Origin of the sequence: Ciceribacter ferrooxidans (assembly GCF_004137355.1) — a bacterium.
Lineage (GTDB): Bacteria > Pseudomonadota > Alphaproteobacteria > Rhizobiales > Rhizobiaceae > Allorhizobium > Allorhizobium ferrooxidans.
In genome coordinates, this window is the sequence record NZ_SDVB01000170.1 from 209112 (window position 1) to 230556 (window position 21445).

21 protein-coding genes are annotated in these 21445 nt (G+C 65.2%); 4 read left to right on the forward strand and 17 right to left on the reverse strand.

The window, feature by feature from the left end; all coding sequences use genetic code 11:
* Positions 1-67: 67 nt before the first annotated feature.
* The 3 genes from EUU22_RS05390 to EUU22_RS05400 form a co-directional block, all read right to left on the reverse strand.
* On the reverse strand, positions 68-1390 hold the full coding sequence (locus EUU22_RS05390; RefSeq protein WP_129331032.1) for a homoserine dehydrogenase: 1323 nt from the start codon (positions 1388-1390) through the stop codon (positions 68-70).
* A 97-nt stretch (positions 1391-1487) separates the two neighbouring features.
* Positions 1488-2711, reverse strand: coding sequence for an LL-diaminopimelate aminotransferase (locus EUU22_RS05395; protein ID WP_129331033.1), 1224 nt, complete (start codon positions 2709-2711; stop codon positions 1488-1490).
* A gap of 218 nt (positions 2712-2929) precedes the next feature.
* Positions 2930-3340, reverse strand: coding sequence for a hypothetical protein (locus EUU22_RS05400; protein ID WP_129331477.1), 411 nt, complete (start codon positions 3338-3340; stop codon positions 2930-2932).
* 161 nt (positions 3341-3501) lie between these two features.
* Between EUU22_RS05400 and EUU22_RS05405 the strand changes: the two genes are divergently transcribed.
* From EUU22_RS05405 to radC, 4 genes are read left to right on the forward strand one after another with little or no spacing between them, the layout of a single operon-like run.
* The gene (locus EUU22_RS05405; RefSeq protein WP_129331034.1) at positions 3502-5349 is read left to right on the forward strand and encodes a PHA/PHB synthase family protein; all 1848 of its coding nucleotides are present in this window, start codon (positions 3502-3504) and stop codon (positions 5347-5349) included.
* Positions 5350-5359: 10 nt separating this feature from the next.
* Complete coding sequence (gene sfsA, locus EUU22_RS05410) at positions 5360-6088, forward strand: DNA/RNA nuclease SfsA (RefSeq protein WP_129331478.1); 729 nt, start codon at positions 5360-5362, stop codon at positions 6086-6088.
* Between the two features lie 33 nt (positions 6089-6121).
* Positions 6122-6958 (forward strand): type I methionyl aminopeptidase, encoded by an 837-nt coding sequence (gene map / locus EUU22_RS05415; RefSeq protein ID WP_129331035.1) that lies wholly within the window; start codon positions 6122-6124, stop codon positions 6956-6958.
* A 2-nt stretch (positions 6959-6960) separates the two neighbouring features.
* Positions 6961-7797 (forward strand): RadC family protein, encoded by an 837-nt coding sequence (radC, locus tag EUU22_RS05420; RefSeq protein WP_129331036.1) that lies wholly within the window; start codon positions 6961-6963, stop codon positions 7795-7797.
* A 23-nt stretch (positions 7798-7820) separates the two neighbouring features.
* Here radC and EUU22_RS05425 read toward each other — a convergent pair whose 3' ends face one another.
* The 14 genes from EUU22_RS05425 to EUU22_RS05490 are packed head-to-tail and all read right to left on the reverse strand — an operon-like array spanning position 7821 to position 21397.
* The gene (locus tag EUU22_RS05425) at positions 7821-9167 is read right to left on the reverse strand and encodes an ATP-binding protein (RefSeq protein ID WP_129331037.1); all 1347 of its coding nucleotides are present in this window, start codon (positions 9165-9167) and stop codon (positions 7821-7823) included.
* A gap of 4 nt (positions 9168-9171) precedes the next feature.
* Positions 9172-10629 carry a sigma-54-dependent transcriptional regulator gene (locus EUU22_RS05430; protein ID WP_129331479.1) on the reverse strand — a complete coding sequence of 486 codons (1458 nt, stop codon included), beginning with the start codon at positions 10627-10629 and terminating at the stop codon, positions 9172-9174.
* Complete coding sequence (locus tag EUU22_RS05435; RefSeq protein WP_342635408.1) at positions 10629-12284, reverse strand: enoyl-CoA hydratase-related protein; 1656 nt, start codon at positions 12282-12284, stop codon at positions 10629-10631. The genes EUU22_RS05430 and EUU22_RS05435 overlap by 1 nt, the downstream gene beginning before the upstream one ends.
* Before the next feature lie 41 nt (positions 12285-12325).
* Positions 12326-13378 (reverse strand): hydrogenase expression/formation protein HypE, encoded by a 1053-nt coding sequence (gene hypE / locus EUU22_RS05440; RefSeq protein ID WP_280956472.1) that lies wholly within the window; start codon positions 13376-13378, stop codon positions 12326-12328.
* A complete protein-coding gene (hypD, locus tag EUU22_RS05445) occupies positions 13375-14532 on the reverse strand; it encodes a hydrogenase formation protein HypD (protein WP_129331039.1) in 1158 nt (385 codons plus the stop codon). The genes hypE and hypD overlap by 4 nt, the downstream gene beginning before the upstream one ends.
* A complete protein-coding gene (locus EUU22_RS05450; RefSeq protein WP_112688359.1) occupies positions 14529-14756 on the reverse strand; it encodes a HypC/HybG/HupF family hydrogenase formation chaperone in 228 nt (75 codons plus the stop codon). Before EUU22_RS05450 ends, hypD begins: the two co-directional genes overlap by 4 nt.
* A gap of 2 nt (positions 14757-14758) precedes the next feature.
* Positions 14759-17023 (reverse strand): carbamoyltransferase HypF, encoded by a 2265-nt coding sequence (gene hypF / locus EUU22_RS05455; protein ID WP_129331040.1) that lies wholly within the window; start codon positions 17021-17023, stop codon positions 14759-14761.
* Positions 17024-17025: 2 nt separating this feature from the next.
* On the reverse strand, positions 17026-17952 hold the full coding sequence (gene hypB / locus EUU22_RS05460; RefSeq protein ID WP_129331041.1) for a hydrogenase nickel incorporation protein HypB: 927 nt from the start codon (positions 17950-17952) through the stop codon (positions 17026-17028).
* On the reverse strand, positions 17952-18293 hold the full coding sequence (hypA, locus tag EUU22_RS05465) for a hydrogenase maturation nickel metallochaperone HypA (protein ID WP_129331042.1): 342 nt from the start codon (positions 18291-18293) through the stop codon (positions 17952-17954). Before hypA ends, hypB begins: the two co-directional genes overlap by 1 nt.
* The gene (locus EUU22_RS05470) at positions 18286-19383 is read right to left on the reverse strand and encodes a nickel-dependent hydrogenase large subunit (protein WP_129331043.1); all 1098 of its coding nucleotides are present in this window, start codon (positions 19381-19383) and stop codon (positions 18286-18288) included. The genes hypA and EUU22_RS05470 overlap by 8 nt, the downstream gene beginning before the upstream one ends.
* Positions 19380-19901: a [NiFe]-hydrogenase assembly chaperone HybE gene (hybE, locus tag EUU22_RS05475; RefSeq protein ID WP_129331044.1), complete on the reverse strand. Its 522-nt coding sequence runs from the start codon at positions 19899-19901 to the stop codon at positions 19380-19382. Before hybE ends, EUU22_RS05470 begins: the two co-directional genes overlap by 4 nt.
* Positions 19891-20106, reverse strand: coding sequence for a rubredoxin (locus EUU22_RS05480; protein WP_129331045.1), 216 nt, complete (start codon positions 20104-20106; stop codon positions 19891-19893). Before EUU22_RS05480 ends, hybE begins: the two co-directional genes overlap by 11 nt.
* A complete protein-coding gene (locus EUU22_RS05485; RefSeq protein ID WP_129331046.1) occupies positions 20103-20951 on the reverse strand; it encodes a hydrogenase expression/formation protein in 849 nt (282 codons plus the stop codon). Before EUU22_RS05485 ends, EUU22_RS05480 begins: the two co-directional genes overlap by 4 nt.
* Entirely contained in the window at positions 20948-21397 is a 450-nt protein-coding gene (locus EUU22_RS05490) for a thioredoxin domain-containing protein (protein WP_129331047.1), read from the reverse strand. Before EUU22_RS05490 ends, EUU22_RS05485 begins: the two co-directional genes overlap by 4 nt.
* Between the last annotated feature and the right edge of the window lie 48 nt (positions 21398-21445).

Consider the following 21445-nt stretch of genomic DNA (forward strand, 5'->3'; position numbering starts at 1 on the left):
CCATAAGAGATCGCATGCGGCAAGCCACCGGCAGCCTCTGCCGCCCCGCCCGGAAGGCAGGAGGCCGTCACACCGTCTTCGGCCGCTCGATGCGGATCGTCTGCGGCTCGCCGACAAGATATCCCTCCGCGCGAATGGCCGAGACCGCCTTGCGGACCGAATCTTCCATCGTCGCATGAGTGACAAGAATGATCGTTACCGGCGCGCCGGGCTCGGCATCCGGCTGCGAGCGCTGCACGATCGATTCGAGCGAGATACCGTTGTCGGCCATGCGGGTCGCGATGTTCGCGAACACGCCGATCCTGTCGGCGACGGTCAGCCGGATGAAATAGCCGCCTTCGTGGCTGCGCATCTGTGCGCGACGATAGGGTTCGAGCAGATGCGCCGGGCGACCGAGCACCGGTACCTGCTGGGCGCCAGGGCGGCTCTTGGCGATGTCGGTGATGTCACCGAGCACCGCCGAAGCCGTCGCGCTGCCGCCGGCGCCGGGGCCGACCATCAGCAGTTCGCCGAGAATGTCGGATTCGAGCGCGACGGCATTGGTGACGCCGTCGACCTGCGCGATCACCGAATCGAGCGGCACCATGGTCGGATGAACACGCTGTTCGATGCCGGTCTCGGTCTTCTGGGCAACACCCAGGAGCTTGATACGGTAACCAAGCTCGTTGGCCGCGCGGATGTCCTCGATCGAGATGTTGGTGATGCCTTCGAGATAGATGTCATCGGCGGCGATCTCGCTGCCGAAGGCGAGCGTCGTCATGATCGCGAGCTTGTGGGCGGTGTCGTTGCCCTCGATGTCGAAGCTCGGATCGGCTTCGGCATAACCGAGCCGCTGGGCGTCCTTCAGGCACTCGTCGAAAGAAAGGCCCTCCTTCTCCATCCGGCTGAGGATGTAGTTGCAGGTACCGTTCATGATCCCGTAGACGCGGGAGAAATGGTTTCCGGTCAGCGACTCGCGCAGTGCCTTGATCACCGGAATGCCGCCGGCGACCGCCGCCTCGTAATTGAGGAGAGCGCCGTTCTTCTCCGCGATGCGCGCCAGTTCGACGCCGTAACGCGCGAGCAGCGCCTTGTTGGCGGTAACGACATGCAGGCCCCGCGCCAGCGCTGCCCTGACGGACGTCTCCGCCGCGCCGTTGGCACCGCCGACCAGTTCGACATAGACGTCGATATCGGCATTGGCGGCAAGGTCGAGAGGATCGTCGTACCAGGCGATTCCGGAAAGATCGATGCCGCGATCCTTGTTTCGGTTGCGTGCGGACACCGCCGTAATCTCGATCTTCCGACCGCAGGAGATGGCAAGCTCATTGCTGCGCTGCTGAAGAATGCGAACCAGCGCGGCACCAACGGTGCCCAGACCCGCAATGCCTATCCTGAGGGCATCCGCCATAAGTCAACTTCCCGAAACTTTACGATTGCACAAAAGGCGGCCGCGAGCGGGCCGCCGGGCTTCTGGCCGGCGACGTTATCGCCGCCAGCGGGAAAGCTCAACCTTGGCGGTGAGCGTTCAGCGAAATGACGTTGTGCATCGTTTCGTCGGCCGTCGACAGGAAGCGCTTGAGATTGCGCGCCGCCTGGCGGATGCGGTGCTCGTTCTCGACCAGCGCGATACGAACATAGTCGTCGCCCTGCTCACCGAAGCCGATACCGGGAGCGACGGCAATGTCGGCCTTCTCGACGAGAAGCTTGGAAAACTCGAGCGAGCCGAGCGGGCGGAACTTCTCCGGGATCTTCGCCCAGGCGAACATGGTCGCCGCCGGCGGAGGCACTTCGAAGCCGGCCTTGCCGAAGGTCTCGACCAGCACGTCGCGGCGGCGCTTGTACACCGATCGGACTTCGGCGATGTCGGAACCGTCGCCGTTGAGGGCGTGGGTCGCCGCGACCTGGATCGGCGTGAAGGCACCGTAGTCGAGATAGGACTTCACGCGGGTCAGCGCCGCGATCAGCCGCTCGTTGCCGACGGCAAAGCCCATGCGCCAGCCGGGCATCGAGAAGGTCTTCGACATCGAGGTGAACTCGACGGTGATGTCCATTGCACCGGGGACCTCGAGAACCGACGGCGGCGGGGTGTCGTCGAAGTAGATCTCCGAATAGGCGAGGTCGGAGAGCACGATCAGGTCATGCTTCTTCGCGAACGCGATCACGTCCTTGTAGAAGTCGAGCGAGGCGACGTGCGCCGTCGGGTTCGACGGATAGTTGATGATGAGCGCCAAAGGCTTCGGGATCGAATGGCGCACGGCGCGTTCGAGCGGCGGGAAAAAGGTCTCGTCCGGCTCGACGGACATCGAACGGATGACACCGCCGGCCATCAGGAAGCCGAAGGCGTGGATCGGATAGGTCGGATTCGGGCAGAGGATGACGTCGCCCGGCGCGGTGATCGCCTGCGCCATGTTGGCGAAACCTTCCTTGGAACCCAGCGTCGCGACGACCTGGGTTTCCGGGTTGAGCTTCACACCGAAGCGGCGCGCGTAGTAGGCGGCCTGAGCGCGACGGAGGCCGGGAATGCCCTTGGAAGACGAATAGCGGTGCGTGCGCGGGTCCTGGACCACTTCGCAGAGCTTGTCGACGATGGCTTTCGGGGTCGGCAGGTCGGGGTTGCCCATGCCGAGGTCGATGATGTCGGCGCCACCGGCTCGCGCGCTAGCCTTCAAACGGTTGACCTGTTCGAAAACATAGGGCGGCAGGCGCCGAACTTTGTGAAACTCTTCCATCTCAAACCCCGTGGGATCGCGCGGCAGCATCCGCGCCAAGCGGGTTCGTTTGTTGCTCCTGACATGTTCCGTAACGAACCCGAAACCGGAACAGATCCTTTTGTGATGCAATGGCGAAGCGCTGCGGCAAATCTGTGTCCGTCGGCAAAGGACGGACCCGCCGCAGCGAGCGGTCACACCTCGATTGCTTTGCTTCCAAATTGCAGCAAAGGCAAGCGCTATTTGGCCAGTGCGGCCTGTACGTCGACGCCGTGCTCTGCGGCGAGCTTGCGCAACTCTTCCACCCGCTGCTGGTATTCGGCCTCGGAAATCGTGCCCGCCTTACGGGCGGAGGCGAGTGCAGACAGCTTCGCCTGCAGCGCCACCGCCTCCTCGTCGCTCATCTGAACGCTTGCGGCCGTCAGCGGCTGCGAGAAATCCGGGTAGCCGTCCGGAGACGTGCCGAGCGCCGGCGCCTGCGGGCTACGGGCCTCGTCGCTGACGGTGACGTCGAGCACGGAGGAACGCGGTTCGGCCGCAGCCGTCTGCTCGCCCGTCGACGAGCATCCCGCGGCAAGCCCGAGTGCACAGGCCAGTGCCAGACCGGAAGCAAGACGCCACGTTTTCATCGCCCACATCGCTGCAATCATACCCATATATCCCAAACCGGCGCCGCGCTGCATCCGGCGGTTGATCCCTGCTTCCGAATACGTCAGGAATGGCTTTCGTATCGCTGGAACTTGTAGTCGTTTTCAGGCAGGATAAGCAAACATAAAAGAGGACTCGCACGAGCACTCTCGGGAGGAACAGCTTGAGCAGAGACACCGAAGACGGTGCTACATCCGGTGCCACGGCCCAAGGCTTCGATCCGAAGCTGATTGAACCCTACATCGTCAAGGATCCCGAAGCGCTGGCACTCAATGTCGCCCGTGCCCTCGAAAACCTCGGAAAAGCCGCCTCGACATGGCTTGCGCCGCGCGAGCGCGGCGAGATCGTCGACCCGGTGTCGCAACCGCTGACGGAACTCGTCAAGACGATGTCGAAGGTCGCCGAATACTGGATGTCGGACCCGAAGCGGACGCTGGAAGCGCAGAGCCATCTGCTGGCCGGCATGTTCGGCGCCTGGACGCGGACCGCACAGAGGCTCGCCGGCGGTGAAGGCGCGGAGCCTGCGCCGCAGTTCCCGAACGACAAGCGATTCTCCGACGAGGACTGGCAGCGCAACCCGTTCTTCGACTTCTTGCGCCAGGTTTATTTCATCGGCAGCGACTGGGCCGAGCGCATGGTGCGCGATGCCGAGGGGCTCGACGAGCATACCCGGCACAAGGCCGCCTTCTACGTCCGGCAGATCACGGCTGCCCTCTCGCCCGCCAACTTCGTCGTCACCAATCCGCAGGTCTACCGCGAAACCGTGGCCAGCCACGGCGACAATCTCGTGCGCGGCATGAAGATGCTCGCCGAGGACTTCGCCGCCGGTGGCGGCGACCTGCGTCTTCGCCACACCGACTACAGCAAGTTCGCCGTCGGCGAGAACATGGCCGTCACACCGGGCAAGGTGATCGCCCAGAACGACATCTGCGAAATCCTGCAATACGAAGCGGCCACCGGCACAGTTCTCAAGCGACCGCTCCTGATCGTGCCGCCGTGGATCAACAAATTCTACATCCTCGACCTCAACCCGCAGAAATCCTTCATCAAGTGGTGCGTCGACCAAGGGCACACGGTCTTCGTCATTTCCTGGGTCAACCCAGACGAGCGGCATGCCACGAAGGACTGGGAAGCCTATATCCGCGAGGGCGTCGATTTTGCCCTTGAGACCGTCGAGAAGGCGACCGGCGAGACCAAGGTCAACGCCATCGGCTACTGCGTCGGCGGTACGCTGCTTTCCGCCGCGCTCGCCTTGCACGCCAAGGAGCGCAACAAACGCATCGCCAGCGCCACGCTCTTCACCACCCAGGTCGATTTCACCCATGCCGGCGACCTCAAGGTGTTCGTCGACGAGGAACAGCTCGACGCGATGGAAGAGCGCATGCGGGCAAGCGGCTATCTCGAAGGCTCGAAGATGGCGTCCGCCTTCAACATGCTGAGGGCTTCCGAGCTCATCTGGCCCTACTTCGTCAACAACTACCTGAAGGGCGAGGAACCAATGCCCTTCGACCTGTTGTTCTGGAATTCGGACTCGACCCGGATGGCGGCCGCCAACCACTCCTTCTATTTGCGTAACTGCTATCTCGACAACGCGCTCAGCAAGGGACGGATGAAGATTGCGGGCAAGACGCTGTCGCTGAAGGACGTAAAAATTCCGATCTACAATCTCGCGACCCGCGAGGACCATATCGCGCCAGCCAAGTCCGTCTTCGTCGGCAGCAGCCTGTTCGGCGGCCCGGTCACCTTTGTACTCAGCGGCTCCGGCCATATCGCCGGCGTGGTCAACCCGCCCGGCAAGCAGAAGTACCAGTACTGGACCGGCGGCGCGCCCACCGGCGCATTTGAGGACTGGCTGACAAAAGCCGAAGAGACGCCGGGTTCCTGGTGGCCTCACTGGCAGACCTGGGTCGAGTCGCTCGACGGCAAGCGGGTCCCTGCCCGCAAGGTCGGCGGTGGTGCACTGAACGCAATCGCCGATGCCCCCGGCACCTATGTGCGCGAACGGGCGTGATGCCGGGGCGATGAAGTTCGACCCACCTCTCGTCCCCGCCACGCTCATACGGCGCTACAAGCGCTTCCTGTTCGACGCGGTGCTCGACGACGGAACCGAGATCACCGGATTCTGTCCGAACACCGGTTCGATGCTGGGGCTGACGGATGCCGGTTCGCGCATCTGGCTTTCCGATCACGCCGGCTCGGCGCGCAAGCACCGGTATGCCTTCGAACTGATCGAGGCCGCCGATACCGTCGTCGGCGTCCATGCCGCGCTCGCCAACCGCCTCGGCGAAGAGGCGATCCGGATGGGCCTCGTCGACAACCTGGCGAGTTACGAAACCTTGCGCCGCGAGCAGCGCTACGGTCGGAACTCGCGTGTCGACTTCCTCATTTCCTCACCCGGACGGCCGGACGCCTATGTCGAGGTGAAGAACGTGCATTTCATCCGCGAGAGCCGGCTTGCCGAATTTCCGGACACCGTCACGGCACGCGGCGCCAGGCATCTCGAAGAGCTCGCGACGATGGTGGATGCCGGTCATCGTGCCGTCATGCTCTATCTCATCCAGCGCGAGGATTGCGACCGTTTCCGCCTTTCGGGCGATCTCGACCCCACGTATGCGCACGCCTTCACCGAAGCGAGACGGCGCGGCGTCGAGGCCTATGCCGTCAAATGCCGGGTGAGTGCTGCGGAAATCGCGCCATTTCAGCGCATCACGATGGACGAGGCCGCCCCTGCTGCATTATGTACGGTCTGACAATCGGAATGCATCCAACCTGAAAGCGGATGAATGGTAAATTACATCGATGCGGCAACGGCGCCGCTCAAGAACACCGGAGCGATCCGGCTCTACGGCCCCGAGGCCTTTGAAGGCATGCGCAAGGCGTCGCAACTGACGGCGCGCTGCCTGGACGAACTCGCCTCTATCGTGAAGCCCGGCGTCACGACCGACGCGATCGATCGCTTCGTCTTCGAATTCGGCATGGACAACGGGGCGCTCCCGGCGACGCTCAACTATCGCGGCTATACGAAATCCTGCTGCACCTCGATCAACCACGTGGTCTGCCATGGCATTCCGAATGACAAGCCGCTGCGCGAGGGCGACATCATTAATATCGACGTGACCTATGTTCTGGATGGCTGGCACGGCGATTCGAGCCGCATGTATCCAGTGGGCGAGATCAAGCGCGCCGCCGAACGGCTGCTCGAAGTCACCTACGAGTGCCTGATGCGCGGGATCGCCGCGGTGCGCCCCGGCGCCCGCACCGGTGCGATCGGCGAAGCGATCCAGACCTACGCGGAGGCCGAGCGCTGCTCTGTCGTGCGCGATTTCTGCGGCCACGGCATCGGCAAGCTGTTCCACGATTCACCGAACATCCTGCATTACGGCCGGGCCGACGAAGGGCCGGAACTGCGCGAGGGAATGATCTTCACGATCGAGCCGATGATCAATCTCGGCCGTCCGCACGTGAAGGTGCTCTCCGACGGCTGGACCGCGGTCACCCGCGACCGTTCGCTGACCGCGCAATACGAGCATGCCGTCGGCGTGACGGCGACGGGTTGCGAAATCTTCACGCTTTCGCCCGCCGGCATCGACCGGCCGGGATTGCCGCCGCTTCGAGGCTGACGATGGGCAAACCTCCTTCCCTTTTCCCGGCAGACGATGAAGACGACGAAATCGTCGCTCCGGACCGGGAAGAGGCGGAGGAGGATACTGCCGCCGTCGACGAACGAAGCTTCTTCGCTGAACAGCCGACGAAGCCGCGACCGATCTCCGGAGCGAACGCCCAGGAAGAGGCGCACTATATCGGTCATCGCGACCGGCTGAGGACACGCTTCCGCGAAAGCGGCGAGGCGGCGCTCGCGGACTACGAACTCCTCGAACTTCTGCTTTTCCGGCTCATCCCCCGCCGCGATACCAAGCCCATTGCCAAGGCGCTGATCAGCCGTTTCGGGACGCTCGCCGGCGTGCTCGGCGCGCCACCTGCACTGCTGCAGGAGGTGAAGGGAATCGGTGAGACGGTGGCGCTTGACCTGAAACTCATCGCGACCACGGCCCAGCGGATGCTGAAGAGCGAGCTCAAGGAGCGGCACGTGCTCTCCTCGTGGTCGTCGGTGATCGACTACTGCCACGCGGCGATGGCCTACGAGACGACGGAGCAGTTCCGCATCCTATTCCTCGACAAGCGCAACGCGCTGATCGCCGATGAGGTGCAGGGGCGCGGCACGATCGACCACACGCCCGTCTATCCGCGGGAGGTGGTGAAGCGCGCGCTCGAACTTTCCGCGACGGCGATCATCCTCGTCCACAATCACCCGTCCGGAGACCCGACGCCGTCACGCGCCGACATCGACATGACGAAAACCATCATCGATACCGCAAAGCCGCTCGGCATCATCGTCCACGACCACATCATCATCGGCCGGCAGGGTCACGCGAGCTTCCGTGGGCTCCGGCTGATCTGAGCGTCCGCCCGCCCTCTCCTCGCCTATGAGCGCCCTTCGGCGGCCGGCAAGACGATCCTGAACTCGGCACCGCCGTCCTTCGAGCGCCCGGCGGTGATCGTGCCGCCGAAATCCTCGATGATGGTGAAACTGATCCAGAGCCCGAGCCCGGTCCCCTCGCCGACCGCCTTGGTCGTGAAGAATGGCTCGAAGATCTTGCCCATGTCCTTCTCGGCGATGCCCGGCCCGTTATCCGCGACGGAGATCTCGATCGCCTGATCCAGCCGTCGTGCAGCGAGCTGCACCCGCGCACCGTCTCGCCCCTCGACGGCATGGAGTGCATTGTCGATCAGGTTGACGACCACCTGATGCAGCTGCCCCTCATGCCCCTCGATGACGAGGTCTGGATCGCTGTCGATTACAATTTCGGCCTGCGCGTTCTTCGCTTTGGCTGCAAGGTGGGCGGAATTGCGCAAAAGGCGGCCGACATCGACTGTCTGGCGCTCGCCGGCCTTGCTGAAGGAGAGCCGCCGCAGGTTCTTGACGATGTCGCTCACCCGGTTCGCGCCTTCGAGCGTCCCTTCGAGCAGTGAACCGACATCGGCGGTGATGGCATCGATCTTCAAGCTCTTGCGCAGCTCGGCGAGCCGTTCCGGCGTCTCGCCGCGATGGATGGCGTCGAGGTAGAAGATCAGGTTCTTGCGGTAGCGGTCGAGCGTATAGATGTTGCCGTAGACGAAGCTGATCGGATTGTTGAGCTCGTGAGCGACGCCCGCCACGAGGCGGCCGAGACTTGCCATCTTTTCCTGTTCAATCAGCCGGCGTTGCGCCTGCTGCAGGTTCATATGGGCGCGATGCAGCGCCTCGTAAGCCTGCTTGAGCTCGCTGATCGGACGCCCGGTCAGGACTGCGCCGATGCGGCGGCGGCCGGCATCGAACAGCGCCGCACAGCGGATGGCTAGGCACTCCTCGCGTCCGTCGGCAGCGATCAGATGCAGATCGCCCTCCATGACGTTGCCCTGATGGCCGGCGGCGATCAGCCTTTCCGCCTGCGGCCTGTCGCGTTCGGCGAGATAGCCGAAGATCCGGCTTCCGAGCACCGCCTTCTCCTCATGCCCGGTCAACTTCAGGAAGGCGGGATTGACCTTCTTGATGCGGCCGTCGGCGCTGCAGGCGATCAGGACATCGGACACAGACGCGATAACGCTCGAAATGAAGGTCTGCGCCTCCTCGAGTTCGGCATTCTTGCGTTCGAGATCGGCCTCGTTGCGCAGGAGTTCGGAATAGACCTCGTCCATGCGACGGATGACGTCCACCCACATGGCTTCGCTGGCGCTGTCGAGCTCCATCGCACCCTGAGTGCGGACCGTTCCGTTTTGATGTCCGAGCATTGCCTCAGTCGGCGTCATCGTCGTCCTGGCCACGTCGCAGATCGTATCGTTCGAGTTTGCTTCGCAAACCGACGCGCGACAAGCCCAATTCGTCCGCCGTGCGGCTGATATTGCCGTGGTTGCGTTCCAGGCTCGCCTGGATCGCCACCCTCTCTACATCCGCGACGATGTCCTTCAGTTGCTTCGCCTCGCAGTGGTTCACGCCGTTCGGCTTCGGACCTAGCGCACCGACGATTTCCGGCGACAGTAGTGAAGGTTCCAGCGGTGTGTTCTCGTCGCACAGGACCACCATCCGCTGGATCTCGTTGTGCAGCTCGCGGACATTGCCCGGCCAGTGATAGGCGTTCATGAGATCGAGGGTGCGCGGGTGGAAACCCGGAACCTGGCGATTGAAGGACTGGTTGACCTGCATAAGCATCCGCGCGGCGATGACCGGAATGTCCTCGGCGCGCTCCTTCAGTGCCGGCATGTGGATCGGGAAGGCTGCCAGACGATAATAGAGGTCGCGGCGGAAGCGTCCGACGGCGACCTCGGCGAGAAGGTCGCGGTTGGTCGCGGCGATCACCCGAACATTGACCTTGCGCGGCCGCTGCGCGCCGAGCGGGCGGATTTCCCCCTCCTGCAGCACGCGCAGGAGCTTCACCTGGAAAGCGGGCGAGGTCTCGCCGACCTCGTCGAGGAAAATCGTACCGTTGTCGGCGAGTTCGAAAAGGCCGACGCGATCCTGGTAGGCGCCGGTATAGGCCCCCTTCTTGCAGCCGAAGAGCTCGCTTTCGAGCAGGTCGTCGGGCAGCGCACCGCAGTTCTCGACGACGAAGGACTGGTCCGAACGGGCCGATTCCCGGTGGATGGCGCGTGCGAGCAGTTCCTTGCCCGTACCCGAGGCGCCGGTGATCAGCACCGAAACGTCGTAACGTGCCGCCTGGCGGGCGAGCCGGATCGAATGCACGAGCGGGCTTGCCGGCGTATGGACGATGCGATCGAAGCCGAAACTCTTCTGGGCGTTGCGCCGCTTGTCGGTGACGACCTTCTCCAGGCGGTCGCTCACCGGCTTCACCTCGACATTCACCTCGCCGGCGGCATGCTGGAGCCGCCAGAGGCTGGCACTCTCACGCAGGCAGGTGAGCAGTTCGTCCGGGTTCCACGGCTTGGTGATGTAGCGATAGATGCCGGCCTTGTTTACGCCGTCGATGATGTCTTCCGAGGCTGTGTAGCCGGAGATGATGATGCGGATCGTGTCCGGCCAGAGTTCGCGGGCACGGCGCAGGAATGAAACCCCGGATTCGCCCGGCATCCGCTGGTCGCACAGGATGATCTGCACCAGTTCGCCGCTGAGAACGGCCTCCGCCTCCTCGGCGTTGCGGGCGCAGATGACCTCGAACTCGTCGCTCAGGATGCGCTGGATCGCCTCAAGCGAGCGTACCTCGTCGTCGACGACCAGAACGGTCGTGTGGGTATTGATCAAGGCCTGCACCCTGCGCCCCCCTGTCTGCCGCCGTCGCCGGCGCGGTGAACGGCCAGCGTCGCCGGCGTTCTCGACTTCGCTATCTTATGGATAAAATTGAACCGCGCCACATGGTAGCTCGGATCGAAGCCGTAGAAATTGCGCCGCATGCGGGCAAGCTCTTCGGCCCGGTAGGCCGAGAGCGGTTTTCTCTCCTCGTCCGCAGCGAGCCGCGCCCGCTTCGCCGCGATCCGGTCGTCGAGGTCCGGTGCCGCGGCAAGCTCCTTCGCCGCCGTCCCGAGCGCCTCGAGCGCCTCCGCCCGCGCTCTCGGCAGCCGCCGGCTGCAAAGGCCGAGCGCGTCGGCTTCCGACACACCCATCGGGAGGCGCGCCTGCGTTATCACCCGCGCCCGCATCTCGCCGACTCGGGCGGGAAGCAGATAGGTCCAGTACTCCGAGCCGTAGAGATTGCCCATGTCCTTGTAGTGCGGGTTGAGGACCACGCCGTCGCGCATCCAGACCTCGTCGGCGGCGAGTGACAGGAACACGCCGCCCGCCCCTGCGTTTCCGAGCACGGCTCCGATCACCAGCCGGTCGTCGGCACGGATGATCGCCTCGACGAGATTGTTCATGGCGTTGATGTTGCGCCAGGATTCGTCGGCCGGGCTTTCAGCGTTCTCGATGACGGAAAGATGGATGCCGTTCGACCATGTCTCGAAACCGCCCTGCAGCACCAGGACGCGCATCGGCCGGGCCACTGCGGCAAGGAACGCCTGCCGCAGTTCCTCGCAATCCTCGGAGGACATCGCCCCGTTGTGGAAGGAAAAGGATAGGAAACCGACACCGTCCTCCTCCCGGTAGGAGACGCGCGACAGTGCGGCCATTTCCGGCACCGCCGCCAGATGTTCGGCAAGCAGCGTCGTGGCCGGCAGTTTCGGCTTCTGCGCGCCCGGCTCTCGCAAATGGCCGATCCACAGGGCGCCGTCCGAAAAGGCAATCGCGACTGCACCGCCGCTTCGTGCGACGATCATGCCGGCAGGGCCTGAGCATCCCTCGGCGAGCCCCGCGTCATACGCGCGGAACGTCTTTCCCGCGATCTCGATCATCGCACCCGGATCGCCGTCGGAGGCGCGGACGATCCGTAGCGCCTGCGCCGCCGTCATTGCCGAAGGATCGAGCGCGCGGCGCTGCCGCGGCACCGGCGGGCGGAGACGACCCTTGCCGTTGTTCGCCTCCATAAGCGGTGTGCGGTCTCCCGCCGCGATCCGTCCGATCGCCTCCAGCACGCAGGCGGTGGCGGCATCGGTCACTTCCTCCCGGTAGAGGTCGGACTTGCGGGCCTCACGCATCGGGAACTCCCGAAAGGCCCAGACCGGACCGGCATCCATCGCCTTCCGGGCCTCGACGAGCGTGACACCCCATACGGGCTCATCCTCCAAGATCGCCCAGTCGAGAGCGTTCGGCCCCTTGTCGCCGCGAATACCCGGATGGACGATGAGGCAGAGAACACGCGACCAGATATCCTCTGGAATCGCCCTTTTCAGAAACGGCGCGACGATCACGTCCGGGGAGAAGAGATCCACCGCTTCCCGCGTCAGGTCGTCATGGATGTCGAGCTCGACCGAGACGACGTATCCCGCTTCCCGAAGCTCTACGTGAAGACGCTGCGACAACGAATTGAAACTGTGGCATAAGAACAGAATGCGCATAGCGGTCAGCAAATGCGCGGCAGCTGCTCGCCGGACAGCCAGTCAACGATCCGGCCGCCGCCGAAGGACGTCTCCATCTGTACGAAGCAGTGCTCGTCCGCAACCGCGTGGCCGATGATCGCAGCGTCGCGGCCGAGCGGATGGTTTCGCATCGCCGCGAGGATCATCTCCGCCCCTTCGGGTGCGACGACCGCCACCAGCCTGCCCTCGTTGGCGACGTTCAGCGGATCAAGTCCGAGGAACTCGCAGGCCGCGGCCACCTCCGGCCGCATCGGAATGCCGTCCTCGTCGATCCGGAACCCGACCTTCGACTGGTTGGCGATCTCGTTCAGCGTCGCCGCCAGGCCTCCGCGGGTCGGATCGCGCATCAGTCGGAGAGCAGCCCCGCCGGCCTCGACCATGGCGGCAGTCAAGCCGTGCAGCGCCGCCGTGTCGGAAACGATATCGACCTCGAACTCCAGGTTCTCCCGCTTCGACATCACCGCCACGCCGTGCTCGCCGATCGAGCCCGAGACGATCACCGCGTCCCCCGGACGAGCGGCATCCGAGCGCAGGTCGAGGCCCGGCGGCACCACGCCGACGCCGGCCGTCGAGATGAAGACGCCGTCCGCCTTGCCGCGTTCGACGACCTTGGTGTCTCCGGTGATGATCGGCACGCCGGCCTCGCGCGACGCTTCCCCCATGGTTTCGGCGATCCGCGCCAGATCGGCGAGCGGAAATCCCTCCTCGATGATGAAGCTCGCCGAGAGGTAAAGCGGCGTCGCACCCGCCATGGCGACATCGTTGATGGTGCCGTGAACGGCCAGCGAACCAATATTGCCGCCGGGGAAGAAGAGCGGCGAGACGACATAGCCGTCCGTGGTCATCACCATTCGCCCGGCGGGCACCGTGAAGGCCGACTGGTCGTTGCCGGCGCGCAGCCAGTCGTTGTCGAAGGCTTTGTGGAAAATGCCGTCGATCAACTGCCCCATCGCCCGGCCGCCGGCACCATGGGAGAGATCGACGAGGCCGTTGCGAATGTCGAGTTTGCGCTTATAGGCTTTCAGCACCATGTTCACGCGACAGCCCTCCCCGCATTCGCTTCCTTCGCCTTTTCCCGGAAGCGGCCATAGGTCCAGTGAGCGGCGCAGGCACCTTCCGACGAGACCATGCATGAGCCCATCGGTGTATCCGGCGTGCAGACGGTGCCGAAGAGCTTGCAATCGGCCGGGCGCTTGACGCCGCGCAGGATCGCGCCGCATTCGCAGGCCGGGTTGTCGCTCGCCGCCCGCGTTTCGAGGCCGAAGCGCTTTTCGGCGTCGAAGCGGGCATATTGGGACCGCAGCCGCAGCGCGCTGTAGGGCACCTGCCCCAGCCCCCGCCACTCGAAGCTCTCCTTGAGTTCAAAATAGGTGGCGACCTCGGCCTGTGCCTTCTCGTTGCCGACGGTCGTGACCGCCCGGATATACTGGTTCTCCACCTCGTGGCGGCCGTCGTTCACCTGCTTCACCAGCATCAGGATCGCCTGGATGACGTCGAGCGGCTCGAAACCGGCCACGACGACGGGCTTGCGGAACTCCTCGGCGAAGAACTCGTAAGGCTCGGTGCCGATCACGGTGGAGACGTGGGCGGGGCCGATGAACCCGTCGATCTTGACCGTGCCGAGCTTGCGGACATCCGGGCTTTCGAGGATGTTCTGGATCGCAGCCGGCGTCAGGACGTGATTGCAGAAGACGGAGAAGTTCGGCAGGTCCTTCGCGATCGCCATCTTGATCGCCATGGCGGTCGGCGGCGTCGTCGTCTCGAAGCCGATCGCGAAGAACACCACCTCCCGGTGCGGTTCCTGCTCGGCGATACGGATCGCGTCGAGCGTCGAATAGACCATGCGGATGTCGGCGCCGGCGGCCTTCGCCTTCAGGAGGCTCGATCCCTCCGAGCCCGGTACGCGCATCAGGTCGCCATAGGTGCAGAGAGTGATCTCCGGGCGCATGGCGAGCGAGATCGCCGCATCGATCCGACCGATCGGCAGCACGCAGACGGGACAGCCCGGTCCGTGGATCATCCGCACATTGGCGGGCAGCAGGTCTTCGAGGCCGTAGCGCGAGATTGCATGAGTGTGGCCGCCGCAGAACTCCATGAAATGATAGGTACGGTCGGGCCGCGCGAGCGCGGCGATCTGCCGGGCGATGTCCTTGGCGAGCCTGCCGTCACGGTATTCGTCGATGTATTTCATGCCGCCGCCCCTTCTGCCGCCTGCCGGATCAGTTCCAGCGTCCGTTCCGCCTCCTCCGGCTCGATCTTCGCGAGCGCGTAGCCGACGTGCAACACGAGATAGTCTCCGGGCTTCACGTCATCGACGAGGGCGGTCGAAATGACCTTCGAGACGCCGTCCAGCGTCACCCTCGCCATCTCGCCGGGAAGCACTTCCTTCACCTGAACGGGTATCGCAAGACACATGCCTACGGCTCCTCCACTTGTGTTCTGTCGTTCGCGACGACGTGCCGCGCAAAGGCCGCCTGGCCGAGCGACAGCCCGCCGTCGCCGGCGGGCACCGCCTGCGGCAACCAGGTTTCGATGCCGGCAGCCGAGAGCCTTGCACGAAGGCCCTCCGCGAGTCTTCGGTTGGCGAGGCAGCCGCCGGAGAGCACGACGCGGTCGAGCCCCTCGGTCCTCGCGGCCGCGAGCGTCCATTCGGCAAGGCCGGCGATGAGCGTCGCATGGAAGAAGCTAGAAGCGGCCGTACCATTGAGCCCCTGCTCGGCGATCCGCACCAGGAGCGGTCGGAAGTCGACGACACCCTTCTCGATGCGATAGCCCGCGGTATCCGCCTCCACCTCGCGGGCAACGGCCTCGAATTCCATCGCCGCCTGCCCTTCGAATGTCTGGATCATGCGGGTCCCGGCGATCGCCGCCGCCGCATCGAAGAGCCGGCCGAGGCTCGAGGTTTCGGCGACCCGCATTCCGCCCTCCAGCATGGCCACGAGCCGCGCGGCCTCCGGAACCCCGGCAAAGGCCTCGCGGGCGAGATCGCCGCGTCCGGCCGTGACCAGCGCGCCGACGCCCATCCGCCAGGGTTCACGCGCAGCGCGGTCGCCACCGGCAAGCGGCAGCGTCGCCAGATGACCGGGGCGCCGCCAGCGGCAGCCGTCGAGCGTCAGCAGTTCGCCGCCCCAGACGCCACCGTCGGCGCCGTAGCCGTGACCGTCGAGGGCGAGCCCGAGCAAGGCGCCCTCCAGCCTGTGCTCGGCCGCGACCGCCGCGACATGGGCGACATGGTGCTGCACGCGCACAAGCGGCAGGCCGAGATCTTCGGCGAGCCGGACCGACCGGAAATCGGGGTGCAGATCGCAGGCGGCATAGTCCGGGCGGATCGCCAGGATGCGGCAGAGATGGTCGACCGTCTCGCGCTCAAAACGCAGCGTCTCGGCATTGTCGAGTCCACCCACATGCTGGGAGACGAAGGCCTCACGGCCGCGGGTCAGGCAGACGGTGTTCTTGAGGTCCGCACCGAGCGCGATCACCGATGGCCCGTCGGATCCGAGGTCGACCGGTTCCGGCACGAAGCCGCGGGCGCGCCGCAGGAAGGCCGGGGCACCGGCGACGACCTGCATCACCGAATCGTCCGCCCTGACCAGGATGTCGCGATCGTGGGTGACGATGAGGTCGGCGATCGTGGCGAGCCGGCGCTCCGCGTCCTCGTTGGTGGCTGCGAGCGGCTCGCCGCCCGGATTGGCGCTCGTCGCGACCAGCGCGACCGGGGTTGCCGGCGATCGCCGCACCAGTTCATCGAACAGCAGGTGATGGACCGGCGCATAGGCGAGCATGATACCGACGCGGGAAAGTCCGGGCGCAAGCCCCGCCGGGAGCTTTCCCCGCTCATCAACGAGCACGACGGGGCGGGCAGCGCTCGACAGCAGATCCTCCTCCGCCGCGCTCGGATCGGCGAAGCGGCGCGCCGCTTCGATATCCGCGACCATCACCGCAAATGGCTTCTCGTCACGGGCTTTCCGCCGCCGCAGTTCGGCGATCGCGTCGGCGTTTTGCGCGTCGCACATCAGGTGGAAGCCGCCGATCCCCTTCAGCGCGACGATCTTGCCGTCGAGGAGCGCTGCGGCGATGTCTTCGATCTGGTGGCTGAGGCGCGGCCCGCAAGCCGGACAGGCGACAGGCTCGGCGTGGAAGCGCCGGTTTTCCGGATTGCGGTAGTCGGCAGCGCAGGCCGAGCACATGGCAAAACCCGCCATCGATGTCTGGGCCCGGTCATAGGGCAGCGCGCGGGTGATGGTGTAGCGCGGGCCGCAATGGGTGCAGTTGACGAAGGCGTAGCCGAAGAAGCGGCTTTTGGGATCGCGTAACTCCCGCAGGCACTCAGGACAGGTCGCCGCATCGGCGCCGATCCGGGTCGCCGCCTTGCCGCCGCGGCTTTCCGCGATCACGAAATCCGCGTCGTGACCAAGCGGCCGCTCCTCGACCTCCACCGCATCGATGCGGGCGAGTACCGGTGCCTCGGCCCGCAGAGCCACGCGGAACTCCTCGACCGCACCGCCCTCGATTTCGATCAGGACGCCCTCGCTGTCGTTCAGCACGAAGCCAGACAGCCCGTAACGGCGGGCGAGCCCGAAGGCGAAGGGGCGGAAGCCGACGCCCTGCACGACGCCGCGCACCCGCAGGCGGAGCCTGCGGGGCGACATCGAGCGGGAGGGGGCCGGGTTCCGCTGCAGCATGCTCAGCCTGCCTTCGCCAGCGCGCGGGTAACGGCCATGGCGGCGTTCGCCTCGAGCCAAGAATAGAAGGCCGGCATGCCCTCGCCGGTCCTTGCCGAGACGACCAGCGTCTGCAGCCGCGGATTGACCCGGAGCGCATTCGCGATGCAGGCACCGACATCGAAATAGAGGTGCGGCAGCAGGTCCGCCTTGTTCAGGATCATCAGGTCGGCGGCAGCGAACATGTCGGGATATTTGAGCGGCTTGTCCTCGCCTTCCGTCACCGAGAGCAGCACCACCTTGTGCGCCTCGCCGAGATCGAAGGCGGCGGGACAGACGAGATTCCCGACATTCTCGATGAAGAGCACGCTGTTCTTCGCCGGCGCCAGTTCCTCAACGGCATGGCCGACCATGTGCGCGTCGAGGTGACAGCCCTTGCCGGTATTGACCTGGATCGCCGGCGCACCGGTTTCGCGGATGCGGGCGGCATCATTGGAGGTCTGCTGGTCGCCCTCGACGACGCCGATCGCCAACCGTTCCCTGAGGTCGCTGATCGTGCGCACCAGGAGACTCGTCTTGCCGGAGCCGGGGCTCGACACGAAGTTCAGGGCGAAGATGCCATTGGCAGCGAAATAGGCCCGGTTTTCCGCGGCGAAGCCGTCGTTCTTCGACAGGATGTCCCGCTCTACCTGGATGATCCGCTCCTGGCTCATGCCCGGGACATGGACGCCGGCAATACCCTGGCCATAATGGATGACACCTTCGTCGCCGTGCTCATGCTGGTGCTCATGATCGTGGGAATGCCCATCGCCATGCGGATGCGCGTGCGCGTGATGGTCATCATGGTCATGATGATGATCGTCGTGATGATCTCCGTGCCCGTGCCCGTGAGCATGGGCGTGACCTTTTTCGACAACGGGCTCCGTCCCGCAACCGCATACCGTGCACATCAGATCACCTCCAAATCCCTGATCTTCAATTCGTCGCCAGCCGTCATCTGCACGTGATACTGCCCGCATTCCGGACAGGCCGCGAAGCGTTCCGCAAGCGGCACCGTCTTGCCGCAGTCGAGGCACCAACCTTCGCCCGCCACCCGGTTGATGCGAAGCTCCGCCTCTTCGGCGAGGCCGCCCCTGCGGACCGCCTCGTAGCAGAAGAGAAGCGCGTCGGGATCGACGTGGCTCAGCACGCCAACATCGAGGCGGATCACCTTCACCCTGGTGGCGCCGGCTTTTTGCGCCGTCTCGCAGGCGATCTCCACCACGCTTTCCATCAGCGACATCTCATGCATGCACTGCGTCCTTCAGCCTGATTTCGAACGCCACGCACGGATCGAAAAGTGCTGCCAGCTGCGACACTCTCGTGCGCGCTGTCTCGCCCTCGCCGATACGGCTCGACAGTAACGTCTCGACAAAGGGTCCGGCGGGATGAAAATTCCACTCCGTCGGAGCGAGCATGCGATAGGCCGAAAGCCTGCCGTCCGCGCCGATCTCCGCCTCGTGATAAAGCCTCCCCCGCGCGCATTCCACGGCGCCGAAGCCGATATTGTGGGACAACTCCCCCTGGCACATCAAGCCCGCAGCATCCTCTGCCTTTCCTTCCGCGAGCGCCCGCAATGCGTCCAGGCTCTCGCGGACATCCTCGAGACGGGCAGAGAACCGGGCAGCGAGATGCGGACTGTGCACTGGCAGGATGCCGCCGAGGCGGGCATAGGCGCCGGTCTCGACCACCCGTCCGGCGAGATGCGGCCGCGTGCAGAAGCCCGCCTCACGGCGCATCAGGTCCACCACCGCAGGGTCCTCGTCCGCCGAGAGAGCGTCCGCAGCCCGGTGCGGGAAACTGTCGGTGCCTCGCAGTTCGGCGAGGATTGCGCCGCACAGCGTGTCGGCGGAAGAAGCGTCTGCCCGTACCGCGCCCAGCACAGAGGCGGCGCCTTCGAGCGCGGTCACGGCTTCGGTCGTCTCGACGCCCCTTGCCGCAGCGGCGATGATCGACTGCGAGGCGGCAAGCGCCTTGCGCAGCGCGGGTGCGGCATGCGCGGCAAAGCGGGCGCCAACATTCGTCGGCCATTGCATGACAAGTGCGCGCAGCGTCTCGAACACCCGCTCGGCGAGTACGCCCGCGGCGAGACCCCGCCTCTTGTCCTCCGGTACCGGTTCGTCCTTTGCCGCGGCGACGGCGAGCGTCGACGCCGTTGACTGGCCAAACCCGCAGAGCGAGAAGAGCCGGCCCGCGAGCTGCGGCGCTTCCTGCGGCCTGCGGCCGACGAACATCTGCGCCAGTCCCTGCGGACGATCGGCGGAAACCGCGACCGCGCAGACCTGCCCGCGCGAGACAGTCACGTCGATCCTGATCGAGCCGGCACCGAGCGCAAACGTCATGGCTGCGCCTCCTCGCGAGACCCGAAACGTCCGCGCAAGAGGTCGCGACGATTGACGGCCGGCGCCGGTGGCGGTGGCTCGACGAGAGCCTCGGGGTCGAAGAAGGCGTTGGCCGCCTCGGCCGCAACCTCGATTGCCGCTTCCATCGACAAAAATTCAAGAACCGGCGAGAAGAGCGAACAGGCGTCCACCCGGCCGATGCCCTCCAGCTCGCCGGCGATCAGCTCGACTTCGCCCGCGGGAAGGAAGGCGCGCACCGTCGTGCCGTTTGCGGCCGGCGGGCTTTCCGTTCCGGGCAGATCGACGGCGAGCAGGTTCATGAACCAGGGCGTCACGACGACACCGAAGGCGCGGCCGCCCCAGGGCCGGAAGCCGCAGCTTGCGACGCCGAGTGCTGCATTGCAGATCGGCACGTCGGCCATCGCCGTCTCGGCGATCGCACGATAGCGTGCCTCGAGCCGGCTCGCGATCTCGGCCGCCTGCACGTCTGTGATCTGCCGGTCCGCTTCAGCGTCCATCGCCGAGCCTCATGAACTTCTCCTGCGGGGCATCGCAATTCGGACAGCGCCAGTCCTGTGGCAGGTCGGAGAAGGCCGTGCCGATGTCGATCTGCCAGACCGGATCGCCCTCGGCCGGATCGTAGACATGCCAGCAGATTCCGCATTCCATGCGGTCGGCGGCGTCCACGGTCTCGCGTTTGCCGAAATTCTCGAAGCCGCTCATCTGAAGTAGGCCTCCTCGATCTCTCGCAGGCGGGTTTCGGAATCCCGGAAATCCTCCTCCGCAGCGATCGCGACGGACGGCGTTCCGCCGATCTCCAGCGTATCGAGGATGATCGTGTCCATGGCGTTGTAGAACTGCACCGACCACACATGGCGGACACCGGTCGCAAGAATCCGGCAGGTGCCGTAGCCACGGGAGGTGAGTTGCACCGGACCGGGACCGAGCGTCGCCTGCAGGAAGCCCATGTCGTCCGGGCTCATCGGCAGCAGCGAGAAGGTGATCGTATGGGCGGCATCGCCGTCGCTGTAACCCGCGACGCGCTCGCCGATCTCATGCAGTACGGGCATGACGTTCATAGCGCCGGCCGGCGGTTCGCCGACCGCAAAGGCCGCCGGCAGAGCGGATGTCGCCTCGCGGACCGCCGCCGGAATTGCGGCGACCTCGATATAGTCGGCGAGGAGAACTCCGTCAGTGCTCGTGAAACGGATGCGCCAGACGCCCGCCATCACGGCTTCCTGGATCTGCGCGAGAACGCCGTTCTGCAGCGCGACGACGCCCGCGACCTCGCCCTCGCCGAGCGTCTGCGAGACGAGCTCGCGGTCGTCTTCGGGGAAATCGGTGATGTCGAAGAGCGTTCCGGGTTCGTCGGCCTTCTTCACCGCCAGCGCATCGGCGATCTTCGGCAGCAGCTCCGCGGTCCTGCGGCAACGGCGGATCATCTCCTCCGCACTCGCGGTCGCGAGATAGTTCAGCCTGCGAGTGGCCGTTGGCGGCTCCGCGTCGATCGGCATGACGGTCATCGCCGCATCCTCGCCTTCGGGGGCGACCCAAAACCCGGCCTTCATGCGCTTGCTCCCTTGCCTGAATAGTTGATTTCCACCTTCGGCCCCGCGGAAGGCGGCATGACCGGTGTGCCGGGCTGCAGCCAGCGGCCGATTTCCTCCATGTACTCCGACCAGTCGCGGATACGCGGCAACACGCCAAGCACCTCGTCACGTCGCGTGACCACCAGGCTCGGCATCATTACGACGTGGAAGCGCGCCTTCAGCTTCTCCTCGGCATCCCGGGCGACCACCGCGCCCTTGAGCCGGCCCTGGAAGCTCTGCAGGATCTCCGGCATTACCACCGCGACATCGTTGCTCTCGCTGCGTTGCGCCGGATCGCCGGTGAAAAACAACAGGCTATGCTCCGGCTCCGACGCCTCCTGCGCAAGGAAGGCATCGATCGACGTCTCCTCGACGACGGGCAGTTTCATCCGCTCGCTCAAGGCGCGGACCAGAAATGACGGCATTCACTCCTCCCATGAACAGCGCGACCGAAGGTCTCCCATAACACTCAG